Below are 23,307 nucleotides of genomic sequence, written 5' to 3'. Positions count from 1 at the left end.
TCGGTGCTTACATGACGTCGGTGGCCGTGGTGACGATCGTGTCGGGTCGCGCGGGGCACCTCGCTGCGCAACGCCGCGGTCTCGCTCGCTCGACACGGCGAGCCGATCTGCACGTCGTGGTGTCGATGGGTGACCCGACGGTCGTGGACGCCACCGCCGTCGTTCCCCGCGTCGGCGACGCGCTACCCCTGGCTCGGGCGCGCAACGAGGGTGCCCGCCTCGCCCTCGAGGCCGGTGCCGATCTGCTGATCTTCTTGGACGTCGACTGCATCCCGAGCCGCGAGATGATCGACCGGTACGTCCGTCGTGCGCGCGACGGAGCCGTGCTGTGCGGGCCGGTCACCTACCTGCCCGAGGTCTCCGGTGGGTACCCGGACGACTTGGACGGATGGACGAATCCCCATGCGGTGCGCCCGAATCCGGCGCCCGGGCACGTCGAGATCGGAACGAACTGGGATCTGTTCTGGTCGCTGTCGTTCGCGGTCACGTCGGCGACGTGGCACACGCTCGGGGGGTTCTGCGAGGACTACACGGGCTACGGCGGCGAGGACACCGACGTCGGCCGCGTCGCGGAACGATCGGGTCTGGATCTGCTGTGGGTCGGCGGAGCGCACGCGCACCATCAGTGGCACCCCGTGTCCTCGCCGCCGATCGAGCATCTCGACGACATCGTGACCAACGCCGCCATCTTCCACGGTCGATGGGGACACTGGCCGATGATCGGGTGGCTGAACGCTTTTCGCGAGCGCGGCGACATCGACTGGACGCCCGAGGGCAGCAGCATCGCTCGCCGCCCGGTCGGGCACTAGCATCGAGCGATGTCCGACACCCGCACCCTGATCCTGATGCGCCACGGCAAGTCCTCGTACCCGGACGGGGTGGACGACCACGACCGGCCGCTCGACGAGCGGGGCCGTCGCCAGGCCGCCGCGGCCGGCGACTGGATCCGGGCGAACGTCGGCGCCGTGGACGCGGTGATCTGCTCGACGGCGACGCGTACTCGCCAGACTCTCGAGCGCACGGCCGTCGACGCGCCGGTGCGCTTCGAGGGCACCGTCTACGGGGGCTCCCCCGACGACATCGTCCGCGAGATCATCGCGACCGACGACTCGGCGGCGACCGTGTTGGTAGTGGGGCACGCACCCGGAATCCCCTTCACGGCACTGGAACTCGCCGACGATCAGGAGTCGGACGCGGCGGTGTGGATCCGACGGGGCTACCCCACCTCCGCGCTGGCGGTGCTGGAGTTCACCGGCGACTGGTCGGATCTCGGGCCGGGGTGCGCCCGCCTGACTCACGCGCTCCGCGTCGACTGACCCTCCACCACAGCGCGATTGCGCGCGCTCTCCGAGCGACCGAGCGCCTTCACCTCGGCGTCCATCTTCGGCAGGATGCGCGGCACGTGGCGCAACGTCGTGGCCTCACCGAGCCGAGTGGTGAGCACGGAGCGCACCCAGCCGATGCCGCCCACGATGCCGGGAACGTAGACCCGGCGTGACCGCCGCTCCACCGCGCGGACGAAGGCGTCGACACACGCCTCGACAGGCAGGGTGCGGCCGAGCGGCCAGGGCAGCACGGACAGCAGATCCTGGAACGCGGTGAGGTCGGACTTGGCGTCCTGCACCAGTGGAGTGTCGATCCACGCCATGTGGGCGGAGCCGACGTCCACACCCTGGTACTTCACCTCGAGGCGCAGGGCGTTGGCGAAGTGTTCGGCTCCCGCCTTGCTCGCGTTGTACGACGCGAGGCCGGGGCACGCGGTGAAGGCCGCGAGCGACGAGACGACGAGCACGTAGCCCTTGCGCTCGATGAGCGAGGGCAGCGCCGCGCGGACGGTGTGGAAGACGCCCGTGGTGTTGATGTCGATCACGCGCTTGAACGTCTCCGGATCGACGTTGAGCACCGACCCGTAGCTCGAGATGCCGGCGTTCGCGAGGACCACGTCGATGCCTCCGAATCGCGCGATTCCCGCGTCCACAGCGGCCTGCATGTCCGCCAGATCCCGTACGTCGGCGCGCACCCCCACGGCGACGTCGCCCAGATCGGCCACGAGTGCCGTCAGCGGCGCCTCGTCCACGTCGGTCAGCACCAGCTTCGCGCCCTTGGCCGCGAGAGCCCGCGCCGTCGCCTCGCCGATACCGCGGCCCGCGCCGGTGATGAGCACGACCTTGTTGCGCACGCTGACCATGTGAGTCCTCCTGACGACGAATGTCCGGTCACAGTACCTGTGACCGGAGATGACACCTACTGTTCCTCGGAATCGGCGGCGCACTGCGGACAGTGGTTGTCCTCGATCACGAGCAGGATCTCGGTCATCATCCGATACGAGGAGAGGCCGACCATGACCGCCACGCACCCGCTCACCATGGAGATCCAGCTCGTCATGCTGCCCGTCACCGACGTCGACCGTGCGAAGGAGTTCTACACGCGCATCGGCTTCCACGCCGATCACGACGCCACTCCCTTCCCGGACGTGCGCTACGTCCAGCTCACCCCACCCGGTTCCGCGTGCTCGATCGCGATCGGGAAGAACATCACCTCCGCCGCACCCGGATCCGTCGAGGGCATGCTCGTCGTCGTGCAGGACGCGCAGGCCGCGTACGAGATGCTGCTGTCCGCCGGCGTCGAGGCCACCCCGGTGAAGGACGAGGGCTGGGGGTTGTTCACGTACTTCGCCGACCCGGACGGCAACCGGTGGGCGGTGCAGCAACTGCCGGTGGGCTGACGCCCCCGTGCGCCTTTCGCGCATCCAGGGATACGCAAAAGGCGCACGGGGGTGACGGAGCAAGGGTCCGGGCGGGCCCGATGGTGGGTCCGCCCAAGCTTCTCCCGACGACGGCACCCGGGCGTTTCGCCGGAATAGGCTGCGCCCGAATCGGCAGGCGCGCCGGTCGGACGGGGGCGGCAGTGACGGAGACCGAGAATCGGACCGAGCGGGGTGCGGCGGCGACGCGGGCACCGCGGTGGCGCACGATCGGGGCGCGGCGCGACTCCCTCACCCTCCCGTACGGGTGGGGACCCGCGATCGTGCTGGTGCTGGTCTCCCTCGTCGACCGCATCGAGTTCAGCCTGGTCGCCGCCGTGCTGCCGCAGCTGCAGGCGGAGTTCGGGTTCGGCGACACGGCGGCCGGTTCCATTCCCACTGCGGCCGCCGTCGCCGCGGGCCTCCTCGCGATGCCCGCCGCCTACCTCGCCGATCGCCACGACCGCGGCCGCATCATCACCGTCGTCGTGTTCTTGTGGGCCCTGGCGACGGTCGGTTCCGCGCTCGCTCCCACCTTCGCCGTCTTCTACCTGGTGCGCATGGGCCTCGCCGCCGCCGAGGCCATCGACAACCCGGCCAGCGCCAGCATGCTCGCCGACTTCCACCCACCCGCGACCCGCCCGACGGCCTTCGGGTGGTGGCGGACCGCGGCCTACCTCGGCGGCGCCGGCATCGTGTTGGGCGGAGTGCTCGCCGAGTGGCTCGGGTGGCGCGGCGCCTTCCTCGTCATGGCGATCCCCGGTGTGGTGGTCGCCGTGCTGATGTCGCGGGTGCGGGAACCCGAACGGGGGTACGCCGACAGACTGGCCGCGGGCAGCGCGGACACGCCCGCGCCGGAGGCCACCACCGATCCGATGCCGGTCCAACTTCGCCGCGTCGCACCGATCCGGACGCTGTGGTTCACCGGCGGCGCTCTCACCGTCATGAGCCTCGCGGTCGGTGGCCTGACGTTCTGGGTGCCCAGCCTGTTGCAACGCCGATTCGGCCTCGGCGAAGCGGCCGCCGCGTCCGCGGGCGGTGGTCTGACACTGATCGGCATCGTCGGCGGCACGCTCGTCGGATCCCTGCTCACCCGGCGAACCCTGTTCTCGACGCCGTCGCAGTGGCGCGTCCTGGTGGGCGGCACCGGAATCCTGCTGGGCACCGCGGCCATGGCCGGGGCGTTGGCCTCCGAGAGCTGGCTGCCCTTCACCGTGCTGCTCACCGTGTTCGGCTTCTTCACCGCCTGGGCGATCCCCACGCTCACCTCGTGCGTCGCCGACGTGCTCGCCCCGCGCGACCGCGGACTGGGTTACGGACTGCTGCAGATCGCCGCGACCGTGGGCGGCGCCGTCGGACCGCTCCTCGTCGGCGCGGTGTCCGACGCGTACGGCTCCCTCACCACCGGCATGGTCCCGCTGCTGCCCCTGCTGCTGATCGGGGGCGTGCTCGCCCTCTGCGCCTACCCGTACGTGTCGCCGGACGCGCAGCGGGTGCTGGACGGCGTGGCCTGACGCGCCCCTGCCCGCCCCCTCGTGTTCGCCCGTCTGTCAGGGCAGCGCGATAGCGTCCCGCACCATGCGACTCACCCGCGTGCTTCTCGCCGCGTCCGTCCTGACGATCACCGCCTGCAGCGCGCCTGCCGCCGACGAGCCGCCCGGTGACCCGCGCACCGTCCGCGTCGCGACGTACAACGCCAGCATGAATCGCCCCGCCGCCGGCGATCTGGTCGCCGCTCTGCGGTCCGGAACGGATCCGCAGATCCGGTCGGTGGCCGACGTGGTCCAGCGCAACGCCCCGGACATGCTGCTGCTCAACGAGTTCGACTACTCTGACGGCGCCGTCGACCTCTTCCGCGACAACTACCTCGCCGTCGGCGACGCACCGATCGACTACCCGTTCGCGTACACGGCGCCCGTCAACACCGGCGAGCCGTCCGGGCTCGACCTCGACGGGGACGGGCGGTCCGACGGACCGAACGACGCCTGGGGCTTCGGGCAGTTCCCCGGCCAGTACGGCATGGTCGTCCTCTCGAAGTTCCCACTCGACGCCGCCGCGGTCCGCACGTTCCAGACCTTCCGCTGGGCCGACATGCCCGACAACCTGCTGCCGCGCGAGTACTACGGCGCGAACTCGGACGCCCTGCGCCTGTCGAGCAAATCGCACTGGGACGTGCCCGTGGACATCGACGGGCGAGTGATCCACCTGCTCGTCTCGCATCCCACGCCGCCCTCCTTCGACGGGCCCGAGGACCGCAACGGCCGACGCAACCACGACGAGATCCGGCTCACCGCGGACTACATCGCCGGCGCCGACTACCTCGTCGACGACACCGGACTCGCCGGCGGCCTGCCGAACGGTTCCTCGTTCGTGGTGTTGGGGGACCAGAACAGCGATCCGGTCGACGGGGACTCCTACCCGGGGGCCATCGCGCAACTGCTCGACAGCCCGGCACTGCAGGACCCGGCGCCCACCTCGCCGACCGCCGGCACCGACACGGCGGACTTCGCCGATCCCGTGCCGGGTGATCTGCGGGTGGACTACGTCCTGCCGAGCACCGATCTGACGGTCACCGGATCGGGGGTCTTCTGGCCCGCGCCGGGCGAGCCGGGCGCCGAGTTGCTGTCGGCGAGCGATCACAGATTGGTGTGGGTGGACCTGCAGGTCTGACCCGTCAGCGCAGCAGTGCGGCCAACGCCTCGTCGGACGCGCGCAGAGCGTCACGGTCGAACGTCGATGCCGAGGACAGGATCTCGTCGGCACCGGTGCGGTCGACGAGGTCCTCGAGCCGGCGGCGCACCGTCGCCGGACTGCCGTGCACGCTGCCGTCGAGGGAGCGCTGGGCCGACTCCCGAGCTCGCGGAGTGAGACCGTCGGGCATCTCGGTGACCGCGCGCAACGGTGGGAATTCCCCGGTACGGCGGGAGTCCGCCATGGCCACCGCCTCCGCCATGGCGAGTCGGCGGGCCTCGGCGTCGGTGTCGGCGACCAGGACGTCGAGCGACACCGTCACGGACGGCTGCGCCGCGAAGGCCGAGGGAACGAACTCGCGTCGATATGCCGCCAGCGGAGCCAGGTCACCCGTGAGCATCGGACCGCCCACCACGACGGGAAGCCCGCGCTGCGCGGCGATCGCGAGCCCGTGACCCGTCGCGAGAACGTGGATCGGGATCAGTCGCTCGGGCGCGGGCTGCACGGTCACCGGACCGATTCCGAGCAGGAAGTCCTGCAGATCCGCGAGGTCGTCGGCGAAGCGCTCGGCGTCCTCGGTGTCCGCCCGCAGCACCTTGCGCACCGGCGGCGTGAACCCCAGCGACCGGCCGACACCGAGGTCGATCCGGCCGGGACACAGCGCGTCGAGCATCGCGAACTGCTCCGCGACGACGATGGGCGAGTGATTCGGCAGCATGACGCCTCCCGACCCGAGCCGAATCCGCGACGTCGCCGCGCCGATCGCCGCGAGCAGCACCGCGGGTGAGCCGCTCGCGATGCCGGGTACGGCGTGATGCTCGGCCACCCAGAACCGCTCGTAACCCGCGGCCTCGGCCCACCGCGCACGCTCGATCGTGTCCGACACCGCGGCGGCGGCGGACCGATCGGTGCGAGTACGGGAGCGATCGAGAAGGGACAGACGCATGCTCTTCACAACCCTCGCGGGAGTCGCCCTGTTCCGTCCCGACCCGCCCGAGAAACCGGCACAGAGATTGGTAACAGTCATACAATCCGGTCGAGTGGTTCCATCACCTGCACCATTCACGGGACACTGACCATTCGACTGTTCTCGATCGATGGTGGGTGTGCACGTGAAGCGCAGGCAACTGCTGCAACTGGCCGCAGCAGGAATGGTGGGCCTCGCGGTCCCGCCCGCGATCACCCGGTCGACGGCGTCCGCACTCCCGCTCGGCGTCCCCTCGATCCGGAACCTCCTGCCCGAACTGTTCGCCGACCCTCCGCGTCCACCGGACCACTCACTCGCCCTCGTCATCGGATCGGGCTTCGGAGCCAGCGCCGCGGCGTTGCGGCTCGCGCAGGCCGGTACGTCGGTCACCGTGCTCGAACGAGGACTCCGCTGGCCGCGCGATCCGTTCCGCGACATCTTCACCGCCGACATGACGGCCGACGGGCGCGGCCTGTGGCATCAGCGCTCGTTCACCAACCTCACCGGCATGCCGGTCGGGCCCGTTGACTGGTTCAACGGCGTCCTCGACACCACCCGGTACGAGAACCTGTCGGTGTGGCGTGCAGCCGCGGTGGGCGGCGGTTCCGTCGTCTACACCGGCGTCAGCATCGCCCCGGACAAGCGCTTCTTCGATCTCTCGTTCGGTGGCCGCGTGGACTACGACGAGATGGCGTCGCAGTGGTACCCGAAGGCTCGCTCGGTGCTCCGGCCGTCGACCATGCCCGACGACATCTACGCCTCCCCCGGGTTCGCCCACTCGAGGACGTGGGACGACCACGCCCGCCGCGCCGGTTTCGACCCGCAGCGCGTCGACGGAGGCTGGAACTGGAACGTGCTGCGTGACGAGATGTCGGGTCGGTCCCGGCCGTCCGCCACCGTCGGCTGCAGCACGTTCGGCAACTCCAACGGCGCGAAGCACGACCTGACGCAGAACTACATCCCGCAGGCCGAGGCCACGGGCAACGCCGTGGTGTGTCACAGCCACGAGGTCGTCGCCATCGGTACCGAGAGCGGTGGCCGCTACCGCGTGGAGGTGCGGCGCCTCGATCCCGAGGGCAACGCACTCGAGACGCGCACGCTGACCTGCGACTCGCTGATCCTCGGCGCCGGCTCCATCGGCACCACCGAACTACTGGTCCGCGCACAGGCCACCGGCGCACTTCCGGAGCTCAACGAGTTCGTCGGACGCGGATGGGGCACCAACGGCGACGCCTTCATGACGCGCTCGCTCGGCCCCATCGGCGGTGGACCGCAGGGAGCGCCGTGCGCCTCGCGCATCGTCGACGACACGGGCATGCCTCTCAGCGTCGAGAACTGGTACGTCCCGGGCGTTCCCACCGAGATGGGTTTCCTCGGATCGCTCGGTATGACCATCGACCCGCTGCGGGCCGATTTCCGCTACGACCGTGCGACCGACGGGATGAGCTTGACCTGGCCCAAGGGCGGCAGCCGCGACACCGTCGAGGCACTGCGCGCGGTGCAGAACCGGATGGCACAGGCCGGCCGCACCGTCGTCTCCGCCGAGCCGTTCACTCGCGACGTCGACGACACCTTCACCGCGCACCCCCTCGGCGGTGCGGTCCTGGGCGACGTCACCGATGCGTACGGACGAGTGAAGGGGCACCCCGGCCTGTACGTCATGGACGGAGCCCTCGTTCCCGGCAGCACGGGCGCGGCCAACCCGTCTCTCACCATCACCGCGCTCGCCGAGCGCAACATCGCAGCCGTCATCGCCGCCGGAGGCTAGGCGAGGCCTATCTCCGGCCGACCCTCCGGCACCGTCACGGTCGCTGCCGTGCGGACCTGCGCGCCGGGAACCGAGATCGCGTCCAGGACCCGGACCTCGGACCGCCACTCCGTCGGCGTCAGCGTCGCACGCAGATAGCCGCGACGGGCATTGCCGAACTTGACGTGCGGTGACGCGGCCGCGATGTCCGCACCGGCCGTGTCGACGTCCGCACCGTCCTTGCCCGAGGCGATGGAGGTCGACGCGATCTCGACTCCGACCACCGGGGCGGAGTCGTCCTGATAGTCGCGGCGCAGTTCCGACACGATGGTGCGGTGGATGTCGCCCACGATGGACGCGAGGGTGATCCCCCGGTCGCGGGCGCCGTCGAGGATGCGGTGCCGTGACGCCTCGTACCCACTCCACGGGTCCATCCCGACCTTCCGCTCGCCGTCACTGATGCGGGCGAGGTCGGAGATCACCGTCTGGTGCGCGAGGAACTTCCACGTGGCGCCGGACCCTAAGCCGTCGAGGATCCACTTCTCCTGTGCCGCTCCGGTGATGGTGCGACTCGGGTCCGCGGTCTCCGCGTTCTGCGCGTGTTCGCCGTCGCCGTTGGCCTGATCGCTGCGGTACTGCCGGGTGTCGAGCACCGAGAAGTCCACCAGGTCACCGAAACTGAAGCGGCGGTACGCCGTCAGATCCGGTCCTGTCGGTCGCTGGGCCATCCGCACGGGAGTGTTCTCCCACCACGCCTTGAACGCATCGGCGCGGCGCAGGAGGAACAACCGCGGATCACCCGCAGGATCGCCGGGAGCGGCGGTGCCGGCATCCTGGCTGATCGCCCCGGCCCAGTTGTTGTCCACCTCGTGATCGTCGAAGGTGGTGATCCACGGCGCCGCTGCGTGCGCCGACGCCAGGTCGGGATCCGACTTGTACAGCGCGTACCGATCGCGATAGTCGTTCAGTGCCAGCGTCTCTCGTCCCGCGGACTCAGGCCGTGGCTGCGACGCGCGGGCGCCTGTACCTTCGATCGCGTACTCGTAGATGTAGTCGCCGAGGAAGAACACGGCGTCCGGGTCACTCGCCCGCGAGATCGGCATAGGCGCCGTAGAACCCGTCCTCCCACTTCTGGCACGACGCCCATGCGAACGACAGTGACGCGAGGGGTGATCCCGGTGCGGGCGCCGTCCTCGTTCGCCCGACGGTGCTCACGTGCGGACCGACCATGAAGCGGTAGAAGTACTCCCGCGCCGGAGCCAGACCCCGTACGTCCACGTGCACCGACCAGCCGTCCGCATCGGATGCCAGTTCGATGCCCTGGCTCACCGCCCGCCCGAACCGTTCGTCCTCGGCGATCTCCCACCGCACCGGCACCACACCCGGCCGCATACCGCCGACCGGAGCGAGTGGGTCGACCGCGAGACGAGTCCACAGCACCACCGAGTCCGGAAGCGGATCGCCCGACGCGACGCCGAGGCGGAACGGGTAGTCGGCCGGGGTGCCGCGTTGCGGCTGCGCGTGCGCCGTCGCGCTCGACAGTTCCGGTGTCATCGCGAGCGCACCGACCAGTGCGGTCCACGTGAGGAACGAACGACGCGTGGTGCCGGCACGCAGAGAACAATCGGCACCGATGACGAGATCACGACGGCTCATGGACCGAACGGTGCCCCTCGAAAGGAAACTCCGTGTGGATCGGAGACGACGCGCGCGAGGACTCGCGCTGAAGCCACCCGAATCGGGTACGCAGTCGACATGGACGACAAGCGAGAGATGGGCAGACGCGACGTCGAGAAGCGGTGGCGCGATCCGCGCGCGATCCGGCACGCGGCCACGTACGACGGGGCAGTGATCGGCATCGCTGCCGTCGCGGTGGCCGTGTTCCTCGCAGCGGGCGCGTCCAGCGTCGCGATCGCTGCGCTCGTACCCGGTGTCTGTCTGCTCGGTGGGATCGGCGCACTGTGGATCGGCTACCGCTCCTACCGCCACGGCGGGACGTGGCCCGTCTGGCAGGGAGCCGCCTGGCTGCTGTTCGCGCTGATGCTGGTGAGCTTGTCCCTCCCGACCCTCGCTCTGCGCTGAGCCGGGAGGGAACGGATCACGCCTGCACGACGGTGATGACGTTGCCGTCGGGATCCTTCAGCATGAACATCGGCGGCACGTTCGGATCGTCGTCCTCACCGAGCGGTTCCATCTCGAACCCGTCGAAGGCACTCAGGCGAGCGTGCTCCGCGCGGACGTCCGACGTCTCCACCCCGATGGACGAGCCGCCCGGCGTGTCGTACATCGGCGGGTTCAGCGCGAGGCGCGCCGTGGACCCCGGCGGCGCCACCTCGAGCCAGCGGTACTCCTCGTTCGGCCCGAAGCGGGTGTCACCGCGCACCTCGAACCCGAGCACGCGGGTGTAGAAGTCGAGGGCCTTGTCCTGATCGGCAACGGTGAACATGGCCACGCCGATGTTCGTGATGGTGCTGGGAGTCTCGGTCATACAGGTGCCGACTCCGCGGTGGCCCGGAACTCATCGCGGTGACCTGGCGGTGCGGTGCGCCAGGCCCGGCGCCGCGCGCACCAGAGATCCGGGGCGCCGGACCGTCGGCAACCCGCCGGACCTTCCGCGCGCAGCGCCCGGTGCTGCGCGCACCCCACAGCCTGCGCAGAACCCCGCACGGTGCGCCCGGCAGCCCCAACCCCCCGCGCGGTGCGCCCGGCAGCCCCAACCGGCCGGCACGGTGCGCCCGGCACGATCAGCACCCGGCACCCCCGAACACAGAACAGCCCCGCACCCCACCGAAGTGGAGTGCGGGGCTGGACTTGTCTGTCGCGCTACCGGCTAGCGGTAGTCGCCGGAGAAACCGTAGTCGTCGAGCGGCACTGCAGCACCGGTGTTCTGGCCGAAGCCGTCCGCGCTGTAGTACTGATCGTCGTACGACGGCACCGCGTAGGCCGCGGCACGTGCTTCCTCGGTGGGCTGAACCGTGATGTTCCGGTACCGGTTGATGCCGGTGCCGGCGGGGATCAGCTTTCCGATGATCACGTTCTCCTTGAGACCGATGAGCTTGTCCGAGCGGCAGTTGATCGCCGCATCGGTCAGCACTCGGGTGGTCTCCTGGAACGACGCCGCGGACAGCCACGAGTCGGTCGCCAGCGATGCCTTGGTGATTCCCATCAGCACCGGACGTCCGGCAGCGGGCTCGCCACCCTCGGACACGACGCGACGGTTGCTCGACTCGAACTCGCTGCGCTCGGTCAGCGATCCGGGCAGGAACTCCGTGGAGCCCGAATCAATGATGGTCACGCGGCGGAGCATCTGACGAACGATCGTCTCGATGTGCTTGTCGTGGATGGACACACCCTGGCTGCGGTACACCTCCTGGACCTCGTTGACGAGGTGGATCTGCACCTGACGCGGGCCCATGACTCGCAGGACCTCGTGGGGATCGGCAGCACCTTCCATGAGCTGCTGGCCGACCTCGACGTGGTCACCGTCCGACAACAGACGCTCCGTGCCGTCGTCGTGCTTGAAGACACGCAGACGCTGACGCTTGGAGAGCTTGTCGTAGACGACCTCTTCGCCGCCGTCGTCCGGGACGATGGTGATCTTGTAGAAACGGTCACCGTCCTCGAGCTGGATGCGACCCGAGACGTCCGCGATGGGCGCCTTGCCCTTGGGCACACGAGCCTCGAAGAGCTCCTGCACTCGGGGCAGACCACCGGTGATGTCGTCGCCGGCCACACCACCCTGGTGGAAGGTACGCATCGTGAGCTGCGTGCCGGGCTCACCGATCGACTGTGCCGCGACGATACCGACGGCCTCGCCTATGTCGACGAGCTTGCCGGTGGCCATGGAACGGCCGTAGCAGGTGGCGCAGACGCCGGTCCCGGTGGTGCAGGTGAGCACCGAACGGACCTTGACCGACGTGATGCCCGCTGCGAGCAGCGCGTCGATGGCCGGGTCGCCCAGGTCGTGTCCACGCTCGACGATGACGTTGCCGTCGGCGTCGACCGCGTCGGCGGCCAGGGTGCGGGCGTACGTCGAGGTCTCGACGTGCGCGTCGCGGATCATCGAGCCGTCGGCCAGCTTCTCCGCGATCACCGTGGTGATGCCGCGCTCGGTGCCACAGTCGGTCTCTCGAACGATGACGTCCTGCGAGACGTCGACCAGACGACGCGTCAGGTAGCCCGAGTCGGCGGTACGAAGCGCCGTGTCGGCCAGACCCTTACGAGCACCGTGCGTGTTGATGAAGTACTCCAGGACCGTCAGGCCCTCCTTGAAGGAGGACTTGATCGGGCGCGGGATGAACTCACCCTTCGGGTTGGTCACCAGACCCTTCATGCCGGCGAGCGACCGCACCTGCGTCATGTTTCCGGCTGCGCCGGACTTCACGATCATCGGGATCGGGTTCTCGTCGGGGAAGTGGGCCTCCATGGCCTTACCGACCTGCTCGGTGGCTTCCTGCCAGATCTTGACCAGGGCCGAGTTACGCTCGGTCCGGTCGAGAGCGCCACGCTGGTACTGCTTCTCCAGGCGGTCGGCCTGAGCCTCGAACTCCTCGAGGATCTGCGGCTTCTCCGGCGGCACGAGGACGTCGGAGATGGAGATCGTGACACCCGAACGCGTGGCCCAGTAGAAGCCGGCGTCCTTGAGCTTGTCGACGGTCTGCGCGACCACGATCATCGGGTACCGCTCGGCGAGATCGTTGATGATCGTCGCCTGGCGCTTCTTCGGCATCTGCTCGTTGACGAACGGGTAGTTCGTCGGGAGCAGCTCGTTGAAGAGCACGCGGCCCAGCGTCGTCTCGGCGGTCCAGGCATCGCCCGGGGTCCAGCCGTCGGGGAACAGCTCCGCCTCGATCTCGCGCGACGGACGCTGCTGCGTCAGACGCACCTTGATCTGCGACTGCACGGTCAGGACGCCGCGATCGACGGCCATCTGTGCCTCGGCCGGGCTGGCGTAGATGCCCAGCTCCGCCGAGTCGGACGTCGAGGCCTGGAACTCGCCCAGAGCCTTGTCGTCGAGACGCGTCAGGTGGAACAGACCCGTCACCATGTCCAGACGCGGCATGGCGAGCGGTCGGCCCGATGCCGGCGACAGGATGTTGTTCGACGACAGCATCAGGATGCGCGCCTCGGCCTGCGCCTCGGCGGACAGCGGCAGGTGGACTGCCATCTGGTCACCGTCGAAGTCGGCGTTGAACGCCTCGCACACGAGGGGGTGCAGCTGGATGGCCTTGCCCTCGACCAGCTGCGGCTCGAATGCCTGGATGCCCAGACGGTGCAGCGTCGGTGCGCGGTTCAGCAGCACGGGGTGCTCGGCGATGACCTCTTCGAGGACGTCCCACACCTGTGCGCGCTGACGCTCGACCATGCGCTTGGCCGACTTGATGTTCTGCGCGTGGTTGAGATCCACCAGACGCTTCATCACGAACGGCTTGAACAGCTCGAGTGCCATGAGCTTCGGCAGACCGCACTGGTGCAGCTTGAGCTGCGGTCCGACGACGATGACCGAACGTCCCGAGTAGTCGACGCGCTTGCCGAGCAGGTTCTGACGGAAACGACCCTGCTTGCCCTTGAGCAGATCGGACAGCGACTTGAGCGGGCGGTTGCCCGGTCCAGTGACCGGACGGCCGCGACGACCGTTGTCGAACAGGGCGTCGACCGACTCCTGCAGCATCCGCTTCTCGTTGTTGACGATGATCTCGGGAGCACCGAGGTCGATCAGTCGCTTGAGGCGGTTGTTGCGGTTGATGACACGGCGGTACAGATCGTTGAGGTCGGACGTCGCGAAACGTCCACCGTCGAGCTGCACCATCGGACGCAGCTCCGGCGGGATCACCGGCACGGCGTCGAGCACCATGCCCATGGGCGAGTTGCCCGTGGACTGGAACGCGGCGACGACCTTGAGACGCTTCAGCGCACGGAGCTTCTTCTGGCCCTTGCCACTGCGGATGGTCTCGCGCAGGCTCTCGGCCTCGGCCTCGATGTCGAAGGTCTCCATGAGCTTCTGGATGGACTCCGCGCCCATCGCACCCGTGAAGTACTCGCCGTAGCGGTCGATCAGCTCGCGGTAGATGAGCTCGTCGACGATGAGCTGCTTCTTGGCCAGCTTGGTGAAGGTGGTCCAGATCTCCTCGAGACGATCCAGCTCACGCTGCGCGCGGTCACGGAGCTGACGCATCTCGCGCTCGCCACCGTCCTTGACCTTGCGACGGACGTCGGACTTGGCGCCCTCCGCCTCGAGTTCGGCGATGTCGGCCTCGAGCTTCTGCGCACGGGCCTCGAGGTCGGCGTCACGCTGATCGGCGACGGCCTTCTTCTCGACCTCCATCTCGGCCTCGAGAGTGGAGAGCTCGTTGTGGCGCAGCTCGTCGTCGACCGACGTGATGACGTAGGCGGCGAAGTAGATGATCTTCTCGAGATCCTTCGGCGCCAGGTCCAGCAGGTAGCCGAGGCGCGACGGAACACCCTTGAAGTACCAGATGTGCGTGACCGGTGCGGCCAGCTCGATGTGGCCCATGCGCTCACGACGCACCTTGGCGCGAGTCACCTCGACGCCACAGCGCTCACAGATGATGCCCTTGAAGCGCACGCGCTTGTACTTGCCGCAGTAGCACTCCCAGTCGCGAGTAGGTCCGAAGATCTTCTCGCAGAACAGGCCGTCCTTCTCGGGCTTGAGCGTGCGGTAGTTGATGGTCTCCGGCTTCTTGACCTCGCCGTAGGACCAATTGCGGATGTCGTCCGCGGTCGCGAGACCGATGCGGAGTTCATCGAAGAAGTTGACGTCCAGCACGTCGTACTTCCTTTCCCCTTCTCAGGGATAGTTTTCTGCTGCTACGAGTGATCGGGGGTGGGCCGGCGCGAGTCGCCTCGCGCCGGCCTGTCACCGATTACTGCGCGAGATCGTCGACGGTCGCGGACTCGTTGCGGGAGAGATTGATTCCCAGGTTGGCCGCGGCACGCTCGAGATCCTCGTCGTCGCCGTCCGCCATCGTGATGGCCGCGCCGTCCGAGGACAGCACCTCCACGTTGAGGCACAGCGACTGGAGCTCCTTGAGGAGCACCTTGAAGGACTCGGGGATACCGGGCTCCGGGATGTTCTCGCCCTTGACGATGGCCTCGTAGACCTTCACGCGGCCGACCACGTCGTCGGACTTGATGGTGAGGAGCTCCTGCAGCGTGTACGCAGCGCCGTAGGCCTGCATGGCCCAGCACTCCATCTCGCCGAAGCGCTGTCCACCGAACTGCGCCTTACCACCGAGGGGCTGCTGCGTGATCATCGAGTACGGACCGGTCGAACGAGCGTGGATCTTGTCGTCGACGAGGTGGTGCAGCTTGATGATGTACATGTAGCCCACGGAGACCGGGTACGGGAACGGCTCGCCGGAACGGCCGTCGAACAGGGTGGCCTTTCCGTCCGCGCCGACCATGCGCTCGCCGTCGCGGTTCGGGATCGTGCTCGCCAGCAGGCCGGTGAGCTCGTCCTCCTTCGCACCGTCGAACACCGGGGTGGCGATGTTGGTGTCCGCCTCGGCGGCCAGCATCTCCTCGGGCAGCGTCGCGGCCCAGTCGGGTCGGACTCCGTCCGCGGCCACCTGAATGTTCCATCCGGTCTTGCCGATCCAGCCGAGGTGAGTCTCGAGGATCTGACCGATGTTCATACGACGCGGGACGCCGTGCGTGTTCAGGATGATGTCGACCGGGGTGCCGTCGGACAGGAACGGCATGTCCTCCTGGGGGAGGATCTTGCCGATGACGCCCTTGTTGCCGTGGCGGCCGGCGAGCTTGTCGCCGTCCTGGATCTTGCGCTTCTGGGCCACGTAGACGCGGACCAACTCGTTCACGCCGGGAGGCAGATCGTCGTCGTCCTCGCGCGAGAACACGCGAATGCCGATGACCTTTCCGTTCTCGCCGTGCGGAACCTTCAGAGACGTGTCGCGGACCTCGCGGGCCTTCTCGCCGAAGATGGCGCGCAGCAGGCGCTCCTCCGGGGTCAGCTCGGTCTCGCCCTTCGGCGTGACCTTTCCGACCAGGACGTCGCCGTCACGAACCTCGGCACCGATACGGATGATGCCGCGCTCGTCGAGATCGGCGAGGACCTCGTCCGAGACGTTCGGGATGTCACGGGTGATCTCCTCGGCACCGAGCTTGGTGTCGCGGGCATCGATCTCGTGCTCCTCGATGTGGATCGAGGTCAGGACGTCCTCTTCCACGAGGCGCTGCGACAGGATGATCGCGTCCTCGTAGTTGTGGCCCTCCCACGGCATGATCGCGACGAGCAGGTTCTTGCCCAGCGCCATCTCACCGTCCTCGGTGCAGGGACCGTCGGCCAGGACCTGGCCGGCCTCGACCCGTGCGCCCTCGTCCACGATCGGACGCTGGTTGGCACAGGTGCCCTGGTTCGAGCGCGCGAACTTGCGCATCCGGTAGGTGTTGCGAGTGCCGTCGTCCGCCATCACGGTGACGTAGTCGGCGGACACCTCCTCGATGACACCGGACTTCTCGTTGACGATGACGTCGCCGGCATCGACAGCGGCACGCAGCTCCATGCCGGTTCCGACGAGCGGAGCCTCGCTGCGCACCAGCGGCACGGCCTGACGCTGCATGTTCGCGCCCATCAGTGCGCGGTTGGCGTCGTCGTGCTCGAGGAACGGGATCATCGCCGTGGCGACCGAGACCATCTGCCGAGGCGAGACGTCCATGTAGTCGACGTCCATCGACGAGACGAACTCGACCTCTCCACCCTTACGGCGGACGAGGATCTTCTCGTCGACGAAACGACCCGAGGTGTCGATCGACGAGTTGGCCTGCGCCACGACGTGGCGGTCCTCCTCGTCGGCGGTCAGGTAGTCGACGTCATCGGTGACCTGTCCCTCGACGACCTTGCGGTACGGCGTCTCGATGAAACCGAACGGGTTCACACGGGCGTACACCGAGAGCGATCCGATCAGGCCGATGTTCGGGCCTTCCGGGGTCTCGATGGGGCACATGCGGCCGTAGTGCGACGGGTGGACGTCGCGGACCTCGAGGCCGGCGCGCTCACGCGACAGACCGCCGGGGCCCAGCGCCGACAGGCGACGCTTGTGCGTCAGACCCGACAGCGGGTTGTTCTGGTCCATGAACTGCGACAGCTGCGAGGTTCCGAAGAACTCCTTGATGGCAGCGACCACGGGACGGATGTTGATCAGGGTCTGCGGCGTGATGGCCTCGACGTCCTGGGTGGTCATCCGCTCGCGGACCACACGCTCCATGCGGGACAGGCCCACGCGGATCTGGTTCTGGATCAGCTCGCCGACCGTGCGGAGACGACGGTTGCCGAAGTGGTCGATGTCGTCGACCTCCACGGGAACCTCGACGCCGTCGGGTGCCGTCATCGACTTCTCGCCCGCGTGCAGACGCACGAGGTACTCGATGGTGGCGACGATGTCCTCTTCGGTCAGCGTCGACGCCTCGATGGGCAGACCCGAGTTCAGGCCCAGCTTCTTGTTGATCTTGTAGCGACCCACGCGTGCGAGGTCGTAGCGCTTCTCCTTGAAGAACAGGTTCTCCAGCAGGGTCTGCGCGCTCTCCTTCGTGGGCGGCTCGCCCGGGCGGAGCTTGCGGTAGATGTCGAGCAGCGCCTCGTCGGTGCCGGCCGTGTTGTCCTTCTCCAGCGTGGCCATGAGGATCTCCGAGAAGCCGAAGCGCTCGGTGATCTGCTCGGTGGTCCAGCCGAGTGCCTTGAGGAGCACGGTGACGGGCTGACGACGCTTGCGGTCGATGCGGACACCGACGGTGTCGCGCTTGTCGACGTCGAACTCGAGCCAGGCGCCGCGGCCGGGGATGACCTTGACGCTGTGCAGATCCTTCTCGGTGGTCTTGTCGACGGCGTGGTCGAAGTAGACACCCGGGGAACGCACGAGCTGCGAGACGACGACGCGCTCGGTGCCGTTGATGATGAACGTGCCCTTGTCGGTCATCATCGGGAAGTCACCCATGAAGACCGTCTGGCTCTTGATCTCACCGGTGTTGTTGTTGATGAACTCCGCGGTGACGAACAACGGCGCCGCGTAGGTCATGTCCTTGTCCTTGCACTCGTCGATCGAGGCCTTGACCTCGTCGAAGCGCGGATCGGAGAAGGAGAGGGACATCGAGCCGGAGAAGTCCTCGATCGGAGAGAGCTCCGTCAGGATGTCCTCGAGACCGCCGCTGCGAGAGCTGTCGCCACGTGCTTCCGCACGTGCGCGCCACTCCGGCGTGCCGACGAGCCACTCGAACGAATCGGTCTGAAGATCGAGCAACCCCGGTACTTCGAGGGGTTCGCGAATCTTCGCGAACGACACCCTCTTCGGGGCTCCGGGAGTTCCGGCGTTTTCCTTGGACTGGGTGGAGACTGCCAAGATGCGTCCTTCCAGCACCTCACGCGGGCCGCTTCGTGCACTGCGCGACCGTCGCTAATCTGCTTCTTTGTGTGGGAACTTCGCTGGTCACTACCCGTACGAAGTCCTCGCTCAGCAGAGATCGACACACGTGTCGATTCAGGCAAAGTCTGGAAGTGGACAGGAGGCACCCAGCGCAACGTCCAAAAGTACCCCAATGCGGCGGATATGGCAACCGCGTCCGCGCGGAGAGCGCGCTCGGCCCGGAGACTGCACGGGCCGTGATCCACGAACTGCCGAACGCCCCTGCCCGTCGATCCCGGCGCCCGGTGCCTCCATTTGCTCCGGCGTCGTTCTCGATCATGGCAGCGGGGTCGCACCCGCGTTCGATGAATCCGGTAATCAGAGTGGACTCCCGAAGCCCTCGCGTCAAGAGCGAGAGCGGCGTTTCGTCCCCCGAATCCGCTCGACGCGGGCGATCAGCGGTTGTCGATGGTCGCGAGCAGCCACTTTCCGTCGACACGTTCCATGGTCACCGAGACCGGCGTCTGCACCGTTCCCTGGTCGACCGTGTCCTGCGTCGCGGCGATGTCCATGCTGGCCAGCAGCTCGGCCCGGTCACCGTCGAGCAGTGACACCCCGATGTCGGTGACCGTGGCGGTCGTGGTGGTCTGCGTCTGGATGACGCCCTGCTTGGTCTGCTCCGCGGTGGAGTCGTACTCCCCGCGGCGCTCGTCGTTCAGCACCGCACGGGCGGCCGCCTGATCCTGGTCGATCGTGTCGAACTTGTAGCTGAACACCGTCTGCAGGGCGTCGCGCCCGGCCGACGTGACCTCGAGTGTGGCCGGAGTGTCGACCCACGCCTGGTTGCTCACCTCGGACGTACCGGGGCGCACCACGGCGAGGAGCGCGATCACGGCGAACACCACCGCGAGTGCGGCGAGCAGCATCGTGCGGGGAGTCCACCAGGCCGTGCGGCCGGCGGGGGCGCCGTCGTCCGCCTCGGTCGTCTCGTCCACGACCGAGTCCGTGGCCGCGCTGTCGACCGCAGCGGTGTCGGCCGACGACTTCGACAGGTCGACGGTCGAGGCCGCGTCGGTGGACGCAGTCGTGGTCTCATTCTCGATCGCGTCGCCGCCCGCGGGGGGCGCCGTGGAGCGTCCGGCGACCTTGGGTCGACGAACGCTGCCGGCGGGGACACGGGGAGCGCCTGTGGGGGGTCTACGGCGTGCGGGGGGCATAGGAAGAACTCCTGGCTGGTGCGAGGCGAGCGGGACGGACGGCGTCGTGACAGCGAGGTGTCACTGACCGCCGTCGGTCGGTGCGGGAGCGGGATCGACGGGCGCGGCGGGGTCGACCGGAGCTGCGGGGTCGACCGGAGCTGCGGGGTCGACCGGGGCTGCGGGGTCGACCGGGGCTGCGGGATCGGTGGCGGCGGGATCGGTGGGTGCAGCGGGATCGCCCGTCGCAGCGGGTGCGCCCGGGACCTCGAGGGGGATGCGCTGCCCGATGGGCTGGATACGCGTGGCCTTCCACGTGCCGTCCACGTCCTGCAGTTCGAGACGCAGGGTGCTCTGGTACCGCTCGTTGCCGTCCGGCTTGGTGGTGTCGGTGGTGAGGACCACGAGCGACTGCGCGGTGCCGTCGTCGGAACTGAACCCGACGAGCGACGCGTGCTGCACCGCCGCGGTGGTGACCACACCGGTCTCCGCGAACTGCTGGCGGAACTGATCCTTGGTGTCGTTCAGACCATTGGTGAGCTCGTCACCGGTGATGGAGGACTCGATGTCGGCGAACGTCTTGTCCAGATCGTTCGAGTCGACGGAGTTCAGATTGATCGCCGCCTGCCGGGCGCCGGCGAGGGCGTCGTCCCGCAGGGAGGCGTCCGAGGACTCCTGGTACGCGAGGAACCAGAAGATGCTCAGCACGACGGCCGCGATCAACGTGATCGCGGCGGCCGCGGCAGTCACCGCCGTGGCGACCGGAGACGTGCGCGGCGCCGGTGCGGGCGTGGACTCGGACGTGCCGTCACCGGGGTCGGTGCCGTCGAGGTCCGGGTCGGAAGGAGAGGTGGTTGGCGTCACAGCAGACACCCTACTTGAGGGTAACTTCTCGCTGCCATCACCGCGCACCTCTCCTCACCCGACTCGACGGTCAGGGGCGGACCGTCACACCGAGCAGTGCGGCCAGCTGCGTCGCGATCGGGTTCAGATCCAGGGGGTCCGGCGCGACCTTGGGCTTGTCGTCCCACGGCTGCACCGTCTGCGGATCGGCGAAGCGCACGCTGTTGGCGCCGCGCACACCCGTCAGGGATCCCTGCGGCACAGTGCAGTTCGCGTCGAGGTTCAACGGGAAGTCCTGCTGCGTCGGATCGAAGTCGGGATTCTTGGCGTACTCCGCGTCGAGGATCGCCTGCGTGCCCTCGTAACCCTGGGTGCACGACGGCGGGTTGTTCACCTCGAGCGCGATGCCGAAGTGAATGGTGCCGTCACCCGGACTCGCCGAGTTCGCTCCCTGCGCCAGGGCCGGGAGGAACTGGAGCAGCGGACGCAGTGCGAACGTGCGCGGGCTCAGTGCACTGGTCACACCCGCGAGGTTCGTCAGGTTGGTCGTCAGACCCGGGCCGGCCTGGTCGACGAGCGCGCCGACCTGGTCGCTGGCGGGAAGCCCGTTGTCGATCAGTCGTCGGATGTCCGGATCGCTCGACCGCAACTGCGCGGTGACCAGATCCAGATCCGAGCTGAACTGCTGAATGGACGACGACTGCTCCGACTGGGTGTCCAGCACGACGCGGCTGTCGCGGATCAGCGTGAGGGTCTGCGGCAGGTTGGCGAGACCGTCCTCGGAGAAGCTGTCGAGCGAGGTGACGAGCTGCTGCAGTGAGTCACCCGTGCCGGCGAAGCCGGTACCGAGCTCGGTCACCACGGTGTGCAGATCGTCGACCGGCACGGAGTCCGCGAGGGTCTTGACGTTCTTGAGCAGGCTCTCCACCGGCGTCGGGATGGACGTGTCGTCCTGCAGGATGACGTCGCCGTCCTGCAGGAACGGGCCCTGATCGGTGCGCGGCTGCAGATCGACGTACTGCTCACCGATGGCGGAGCGGTTGGCCACCACGGCGATGGTGTCGGCCGGGACGTCGGGAGCGCTCTTCTCGAGCTTCAGTTCGACGTCGACGCCCTGCTCGGTCAGCTTCAGCTCACCGACGCGCCCTACGGGAATGCCGCGGTACGTCACCTCGGCGTTGCTGAAGATGCCGCCGGAATCGGCGAACTGACCGGTGACCGTGTACTGGCCGAAACCGAACAGCTGGTCGACGCGCACGTACTTGGCACCGACGTACACCAGGCCGAGCACGGCGATGACGACGAAGAGGATCAGCTGTGTGCTGACCAGCTTGGATCTCACTGTCCACCTTCGTTCTGAGGAACGATCCCGAACTGCTGCAGGATGCCGTCCAACGGGTTCGCCGACGGTGCGGCGGCGGGTACACCCGGCGCCGGGGTCGGCGACGGGATGATGGGCGGCAGAGGCAGCAGCGAGATGGTCGGGAAGGAGTTACGCGGGCCGTTGCCGTTGTAGTACGGGTTCGACGGATCGACCCGCGGCTTGGGATCGCCGTTGCGGGGCGCGCTGTAGATCGGGTTGCCCTGGCCGACGCCCAGCGCGGTGAGCTGGTTGCCGATCTGCAGATCCACACTGAGGAACAGATTCACCGCGTTGCCCTGGGTGATCTTCTCGACGCCGTCGGGGAACGGGAACGTGGGCACGAACGCGAGGTCCGTGATCAGCTCGTCGCCGTAGGTCGAGAGCTCCTGCAGGGTCGGGCGCAGTGCGCGCAGGTCGGCGATCAGATCGTCCTTCGACCGCTCGATGACGTCGGTCCCGACCTGCCCGAGGCGATCGAGCTGACCGAGAAGCTGTGTCAGCTGCGGACGCTGCTGTTCGAGCACCTCGGTGGCGACCGGCAGATCGACGAGGATCCGGTCGATCTTCTCGGTCTGCTGGTTGAGCGTGCCGGTGAGGACGTCGAGACCGTCGATCGCGCGCGTGATGTCGGCCTTCTGATCCTCGAGGCCGCCGATGAGCGAGTTGGCCTCCTCGAGCAGGTTCCGCACCCGGTCCTCGCGGCCGCCGAGCGCGGTGTTCAGCTCCTTGACGATCGGAGCGAGCTGCGCGACGCCGCCGCCGTTGAGCAACATCGACAGCGCGCCGAGCACCTGCTCGATGTCGGTGGCGTGGCGGGTCCGCTCGACGGGGATGGTGTCGCCCGAGGCGAGGCGCGCGGACGCCGCGTCGTCGGCCGGAACGCTGAGCTGGACGAACTTCTCGCCGAGCAGGTTGGTCTGCTGGACGGACGCCATGGCGTTGGCCGGCAGGTCCACGGACGAGTCGACCTCGACCTCGACGTCGGCGATCCACGAGTCGTTCGGCACGGAGACCGAGGTGACCCGACCGACCTGGACACCGTCGACCTTGACGGTCGACTGCGGAACCAGGTCCAGCACGTCGTCGAACTGCAACGTCAACCGGATCGGATCCGATCCGACGTCGGCACCGCCGGGCAGCGGGATCCCGTAGATACCGCTGGATCCGCAGGCACTGAGCGTCACGGCGACGACGCAGGCACCGGAGGCGGCCATCAGGCCACGCGAGCGCACTCTCATCGTCACTCCCCTTCCGCAGGAATGTTCAGGCCCGGAAGCTGCAGGTCGTCGACCCGCGGCGATTCGACACCGGGGCACGGTGCCGGGCTCGACGTTGCGCTGGATGTTGTCCGCACTGAGCAACCCGAACGGCAGAACCAGCG

The 23,307-nt window shown here is 68.3% G+C and carries 16 protein-coding genes and 1 pseudogene; 7 read left to right on the top strand and 10 right to left on the bottom strand.

Annotation, left to right across the window (positions count from 1 at the left end):
- Positions 1 to 11: 11 nt before the first annotated feature.
- Entirely contained in the window at positions 12 to 809 is a 798-nt protein-coding gene (locus tag QE449_RS04210) for a glycosyltransferase family 2 protein (RefSeq protein ID WP_307108265.1), read from the top strand.
- Between the two features lie 9 nt (positions 810 to 818).
- Entirely contained in the window at positions 819 to 1,316 is a 498-nt protein-coding gene (locus tag QE449_RS04205; protein ID WP_307108264.1) for a histidine phosphatase family protein, read from the top strand.
- On the opposite strand, the gene QE449_RS04200 is transcribed toward QE449_RS04205, so the two are convergent.
- Complete coding sequence (locus QE449_RS04200) at positions 1,295 to 2,188, bottom strand: SDR family oxidoreductase (RefSeq protein WP_027504584.1); 894 nt, start codon at positions 2,186 to 2,188, stop codon at positions 1,295 to 1,297. The genes QE449_RS04205 and QE449_RS04200 overlap by 22 nt on opposite strands.
- Before the next feature lie 153 nt (positions 2,189 to 2,341).
- Between QE449_RS04200 and QE449_RS04195 the strand changes: the two genes are divergently transcribed.
- From QE449_RS04195 to QE449_RS04185, 3 genes are all read left to right on the top strand, one after another.
- Entirely contained in the window at positions 2,342 to 2,725 is a 384-nt protein-coding gene (locus QE449_RS04195) for a VOC family protein (RefSeq protein ID WP_222639283.1), read from the top strand.
- Between the two features lie 182 nt (positions 2,726 to 2,907).
- Complete coding sequence (locus QE449_RS04190; RefSeq protein WP_027504582.1) at positions 2,908 to 4,257, top strand: MFS transporter; 1,350 nt, start codon at positions 2,908 to 2,910, stop codon at positions 4,255 to 4,257.
- Positions 4,258 to 4,321: 64 nt separating this feature from the next.
- Positions 4,322 to 5,413: an endonuclease/exonuclease/phosphatase family protein gene (locus QE449_RS04185; RefSeq protein ID WP_307108263.1), complete on the top strand. Its 1,092-nt coding sequence runs from the start codon at positions 4,322 to 4,324 to the stop codon at positions 5,411 to 5,413.
- A 4-nt stretch (positions 5,414 to 5,417) separates the two neighbouring features.
- Here the strand turns inward: QE449_RS04185 and QE449_RS04180 are convergent, their stop codons facing one another.
- A complete protein-coding gene (locus QE449_RS04180) occupies positions 5,418 to 6,380 on the bottom strand; it encodes an MsnO8 family LLM class oxidoreductase (RefSeq protein ID WP_307108262.1) in 963 nt (320 codons plus the stop codon).
- A gap of 205 nt (positions 6,381 to 6,585) precedes the next feature.
- On the opposite strand from QE449_RS04180, the gene QE449_RS04175 reads away from it, so the two are divergent.
- On the top strand, positions 6,586 to 8,169 hold the full coding sequence (locus tag QE449_RS04175) for a GMC oxidoreductase (protein ID WP_307109672.1): 1,584 nt from the start codon (positions 6,586 to 6,588) through the stop codon (positions 8,167 to 8,169).
- Here QE449_RS04175 and QE449_RS04170 read toward each other — a convergent pair.
- Positions 8,166 to 9,804: pseudogene (locus QE449_RS04170) on the bottom strand (alkaline phosphatase). The gene QE449_RS04175 and the pseudogene QE449_RS04170 overlap by 4 nt on opposite strands.
- A 99-nt stretch (positions 9,805 to 9,903) precedes the next feature.
- On the opposite strand from QE449_RS04170, the gene QE449_RS04165 reads away from it, so the two are divergent.
- Entirely contained in the window at positions 9,904 to 10,230 is a 327-nt protein-coding gene (locus QE449_RS04165) for a hypothetical protein (protein ID WP_027504577.1), read from the top strand.
- Positions 10,231 to 10,246: 16 nt separating this feature from the next.
- Here the strand turns inward: QE449_RS04165 and QE449_RS04160 are convergent, their stop codons facing one another.
- The 7 genes from QE449_RS04160 to QE449_RS04130 all read right to left on the bottom strand — a co-directional run bounded on the left by QE449_RS04160 (position 10,247) and on the right by QE449_RS04130 (position 23,164).
- Positions 10,247 to 10,636: a VOC family protein gene (locus tag QE449_RS04160; protein ID WP_307108261.1), complete on the bottom strand. Its 390-nt coding sequence runs from the start codon at positions 10,634 to 10,636 to the stop codon at positions 10,247 to 10,249.
- Between the two features lie 342 nt (positions 10,637 to 10,978).
- Positions 10,979 to 14,935 (bottom strand): DNA-directed RNA polymerase subunit beta', encoded by a 3,957-nt coding sequence (locus QE449_RS04155; RefSeq protein WP_027504575.1) that lies wholly within the window; start codon positions 14,933 to 14,935, stop codon positions 10,979 to 10,981.
- Positions 14,936 to 15,032: 97 nt separating this feature from the next.
- On the bottom strand, positions 15,033 to 18,539 hold the full coding sequence (locus tag QE449_RS04150) for a DNA-directed RNA polymerase subunit beta (protein WP_307108260.1): 3,507 nt from the start codon (positions 18,537 to 18,539) through the stop codon (positions 15,033 to 15,035).
- 440 nt (positions 18,540 to 18,979) lie between these two features.
- Positions 18,980 to 19,741 carry a hypothetical protein gene (locus QE449_RS04145; protein WP_307108259.1) on the bottom strand — a complete coding sequence of 254 codons (762 nt, stop codon included), beginning with the start codon at positions 19,739 to 19,741 and terminating at the stop codon, positions 18,980 to 18,982.
- Between the two features lie 60 nt (positions 19,742 to 19,801).
- Positions 19,802 to 20,584 (bottom strand): hypothetical protein, encoded by a 783-nt coding sequence (locus tag QE449_RS04140; protein WP_307108258.1) that lies wholly within the window; start codon positions 20,582 to 20,584, stop codon positions 19,802 to 19,804.
- 70 nt (positions 20,585 to 20,654) lie between these two features.
- Positions 20,655 to 21,905 carry an MCE family protein gene (locus tag QE449_RS04135; protein WP_027504573.1) on the bottom strand — a complete coding sequence of 417 codons (1,251 nt, stop codon included), beginning with the start codon at positions 21,903 to 21,905 and terminating at the stop codon, positions 20,655 to 20,657.
- Entirely contained in the window at positions 21,902 to 23,164 is a 1,263-nt protein-coding gene (locus QE449_RS04130; RefSeq protein ID WP_027504572.1) for an MCE family protein, read from the bottom strand. Before QE449_RS04130 ends, QE449_RS04135 begins: the two co-directional genes overlap by 4 nt.
- Positions 23,165 to 23,307: the final 143 nt, after the last annotated feature.

It is taken from the genome of Rhodococcus sp. SORGH_AS_0303, from assembly GCF_030819335.1.
GTDB lineage: Bacteria > Actinomycetota > Actinomycetes > Mycobacteriales > Mycobacteriaceae > Rhodococcoides.
Note: the sequence above shows the minus strand (reverse complement) of the source record. Positions and strands in the feature narration are given on the sequence as shown.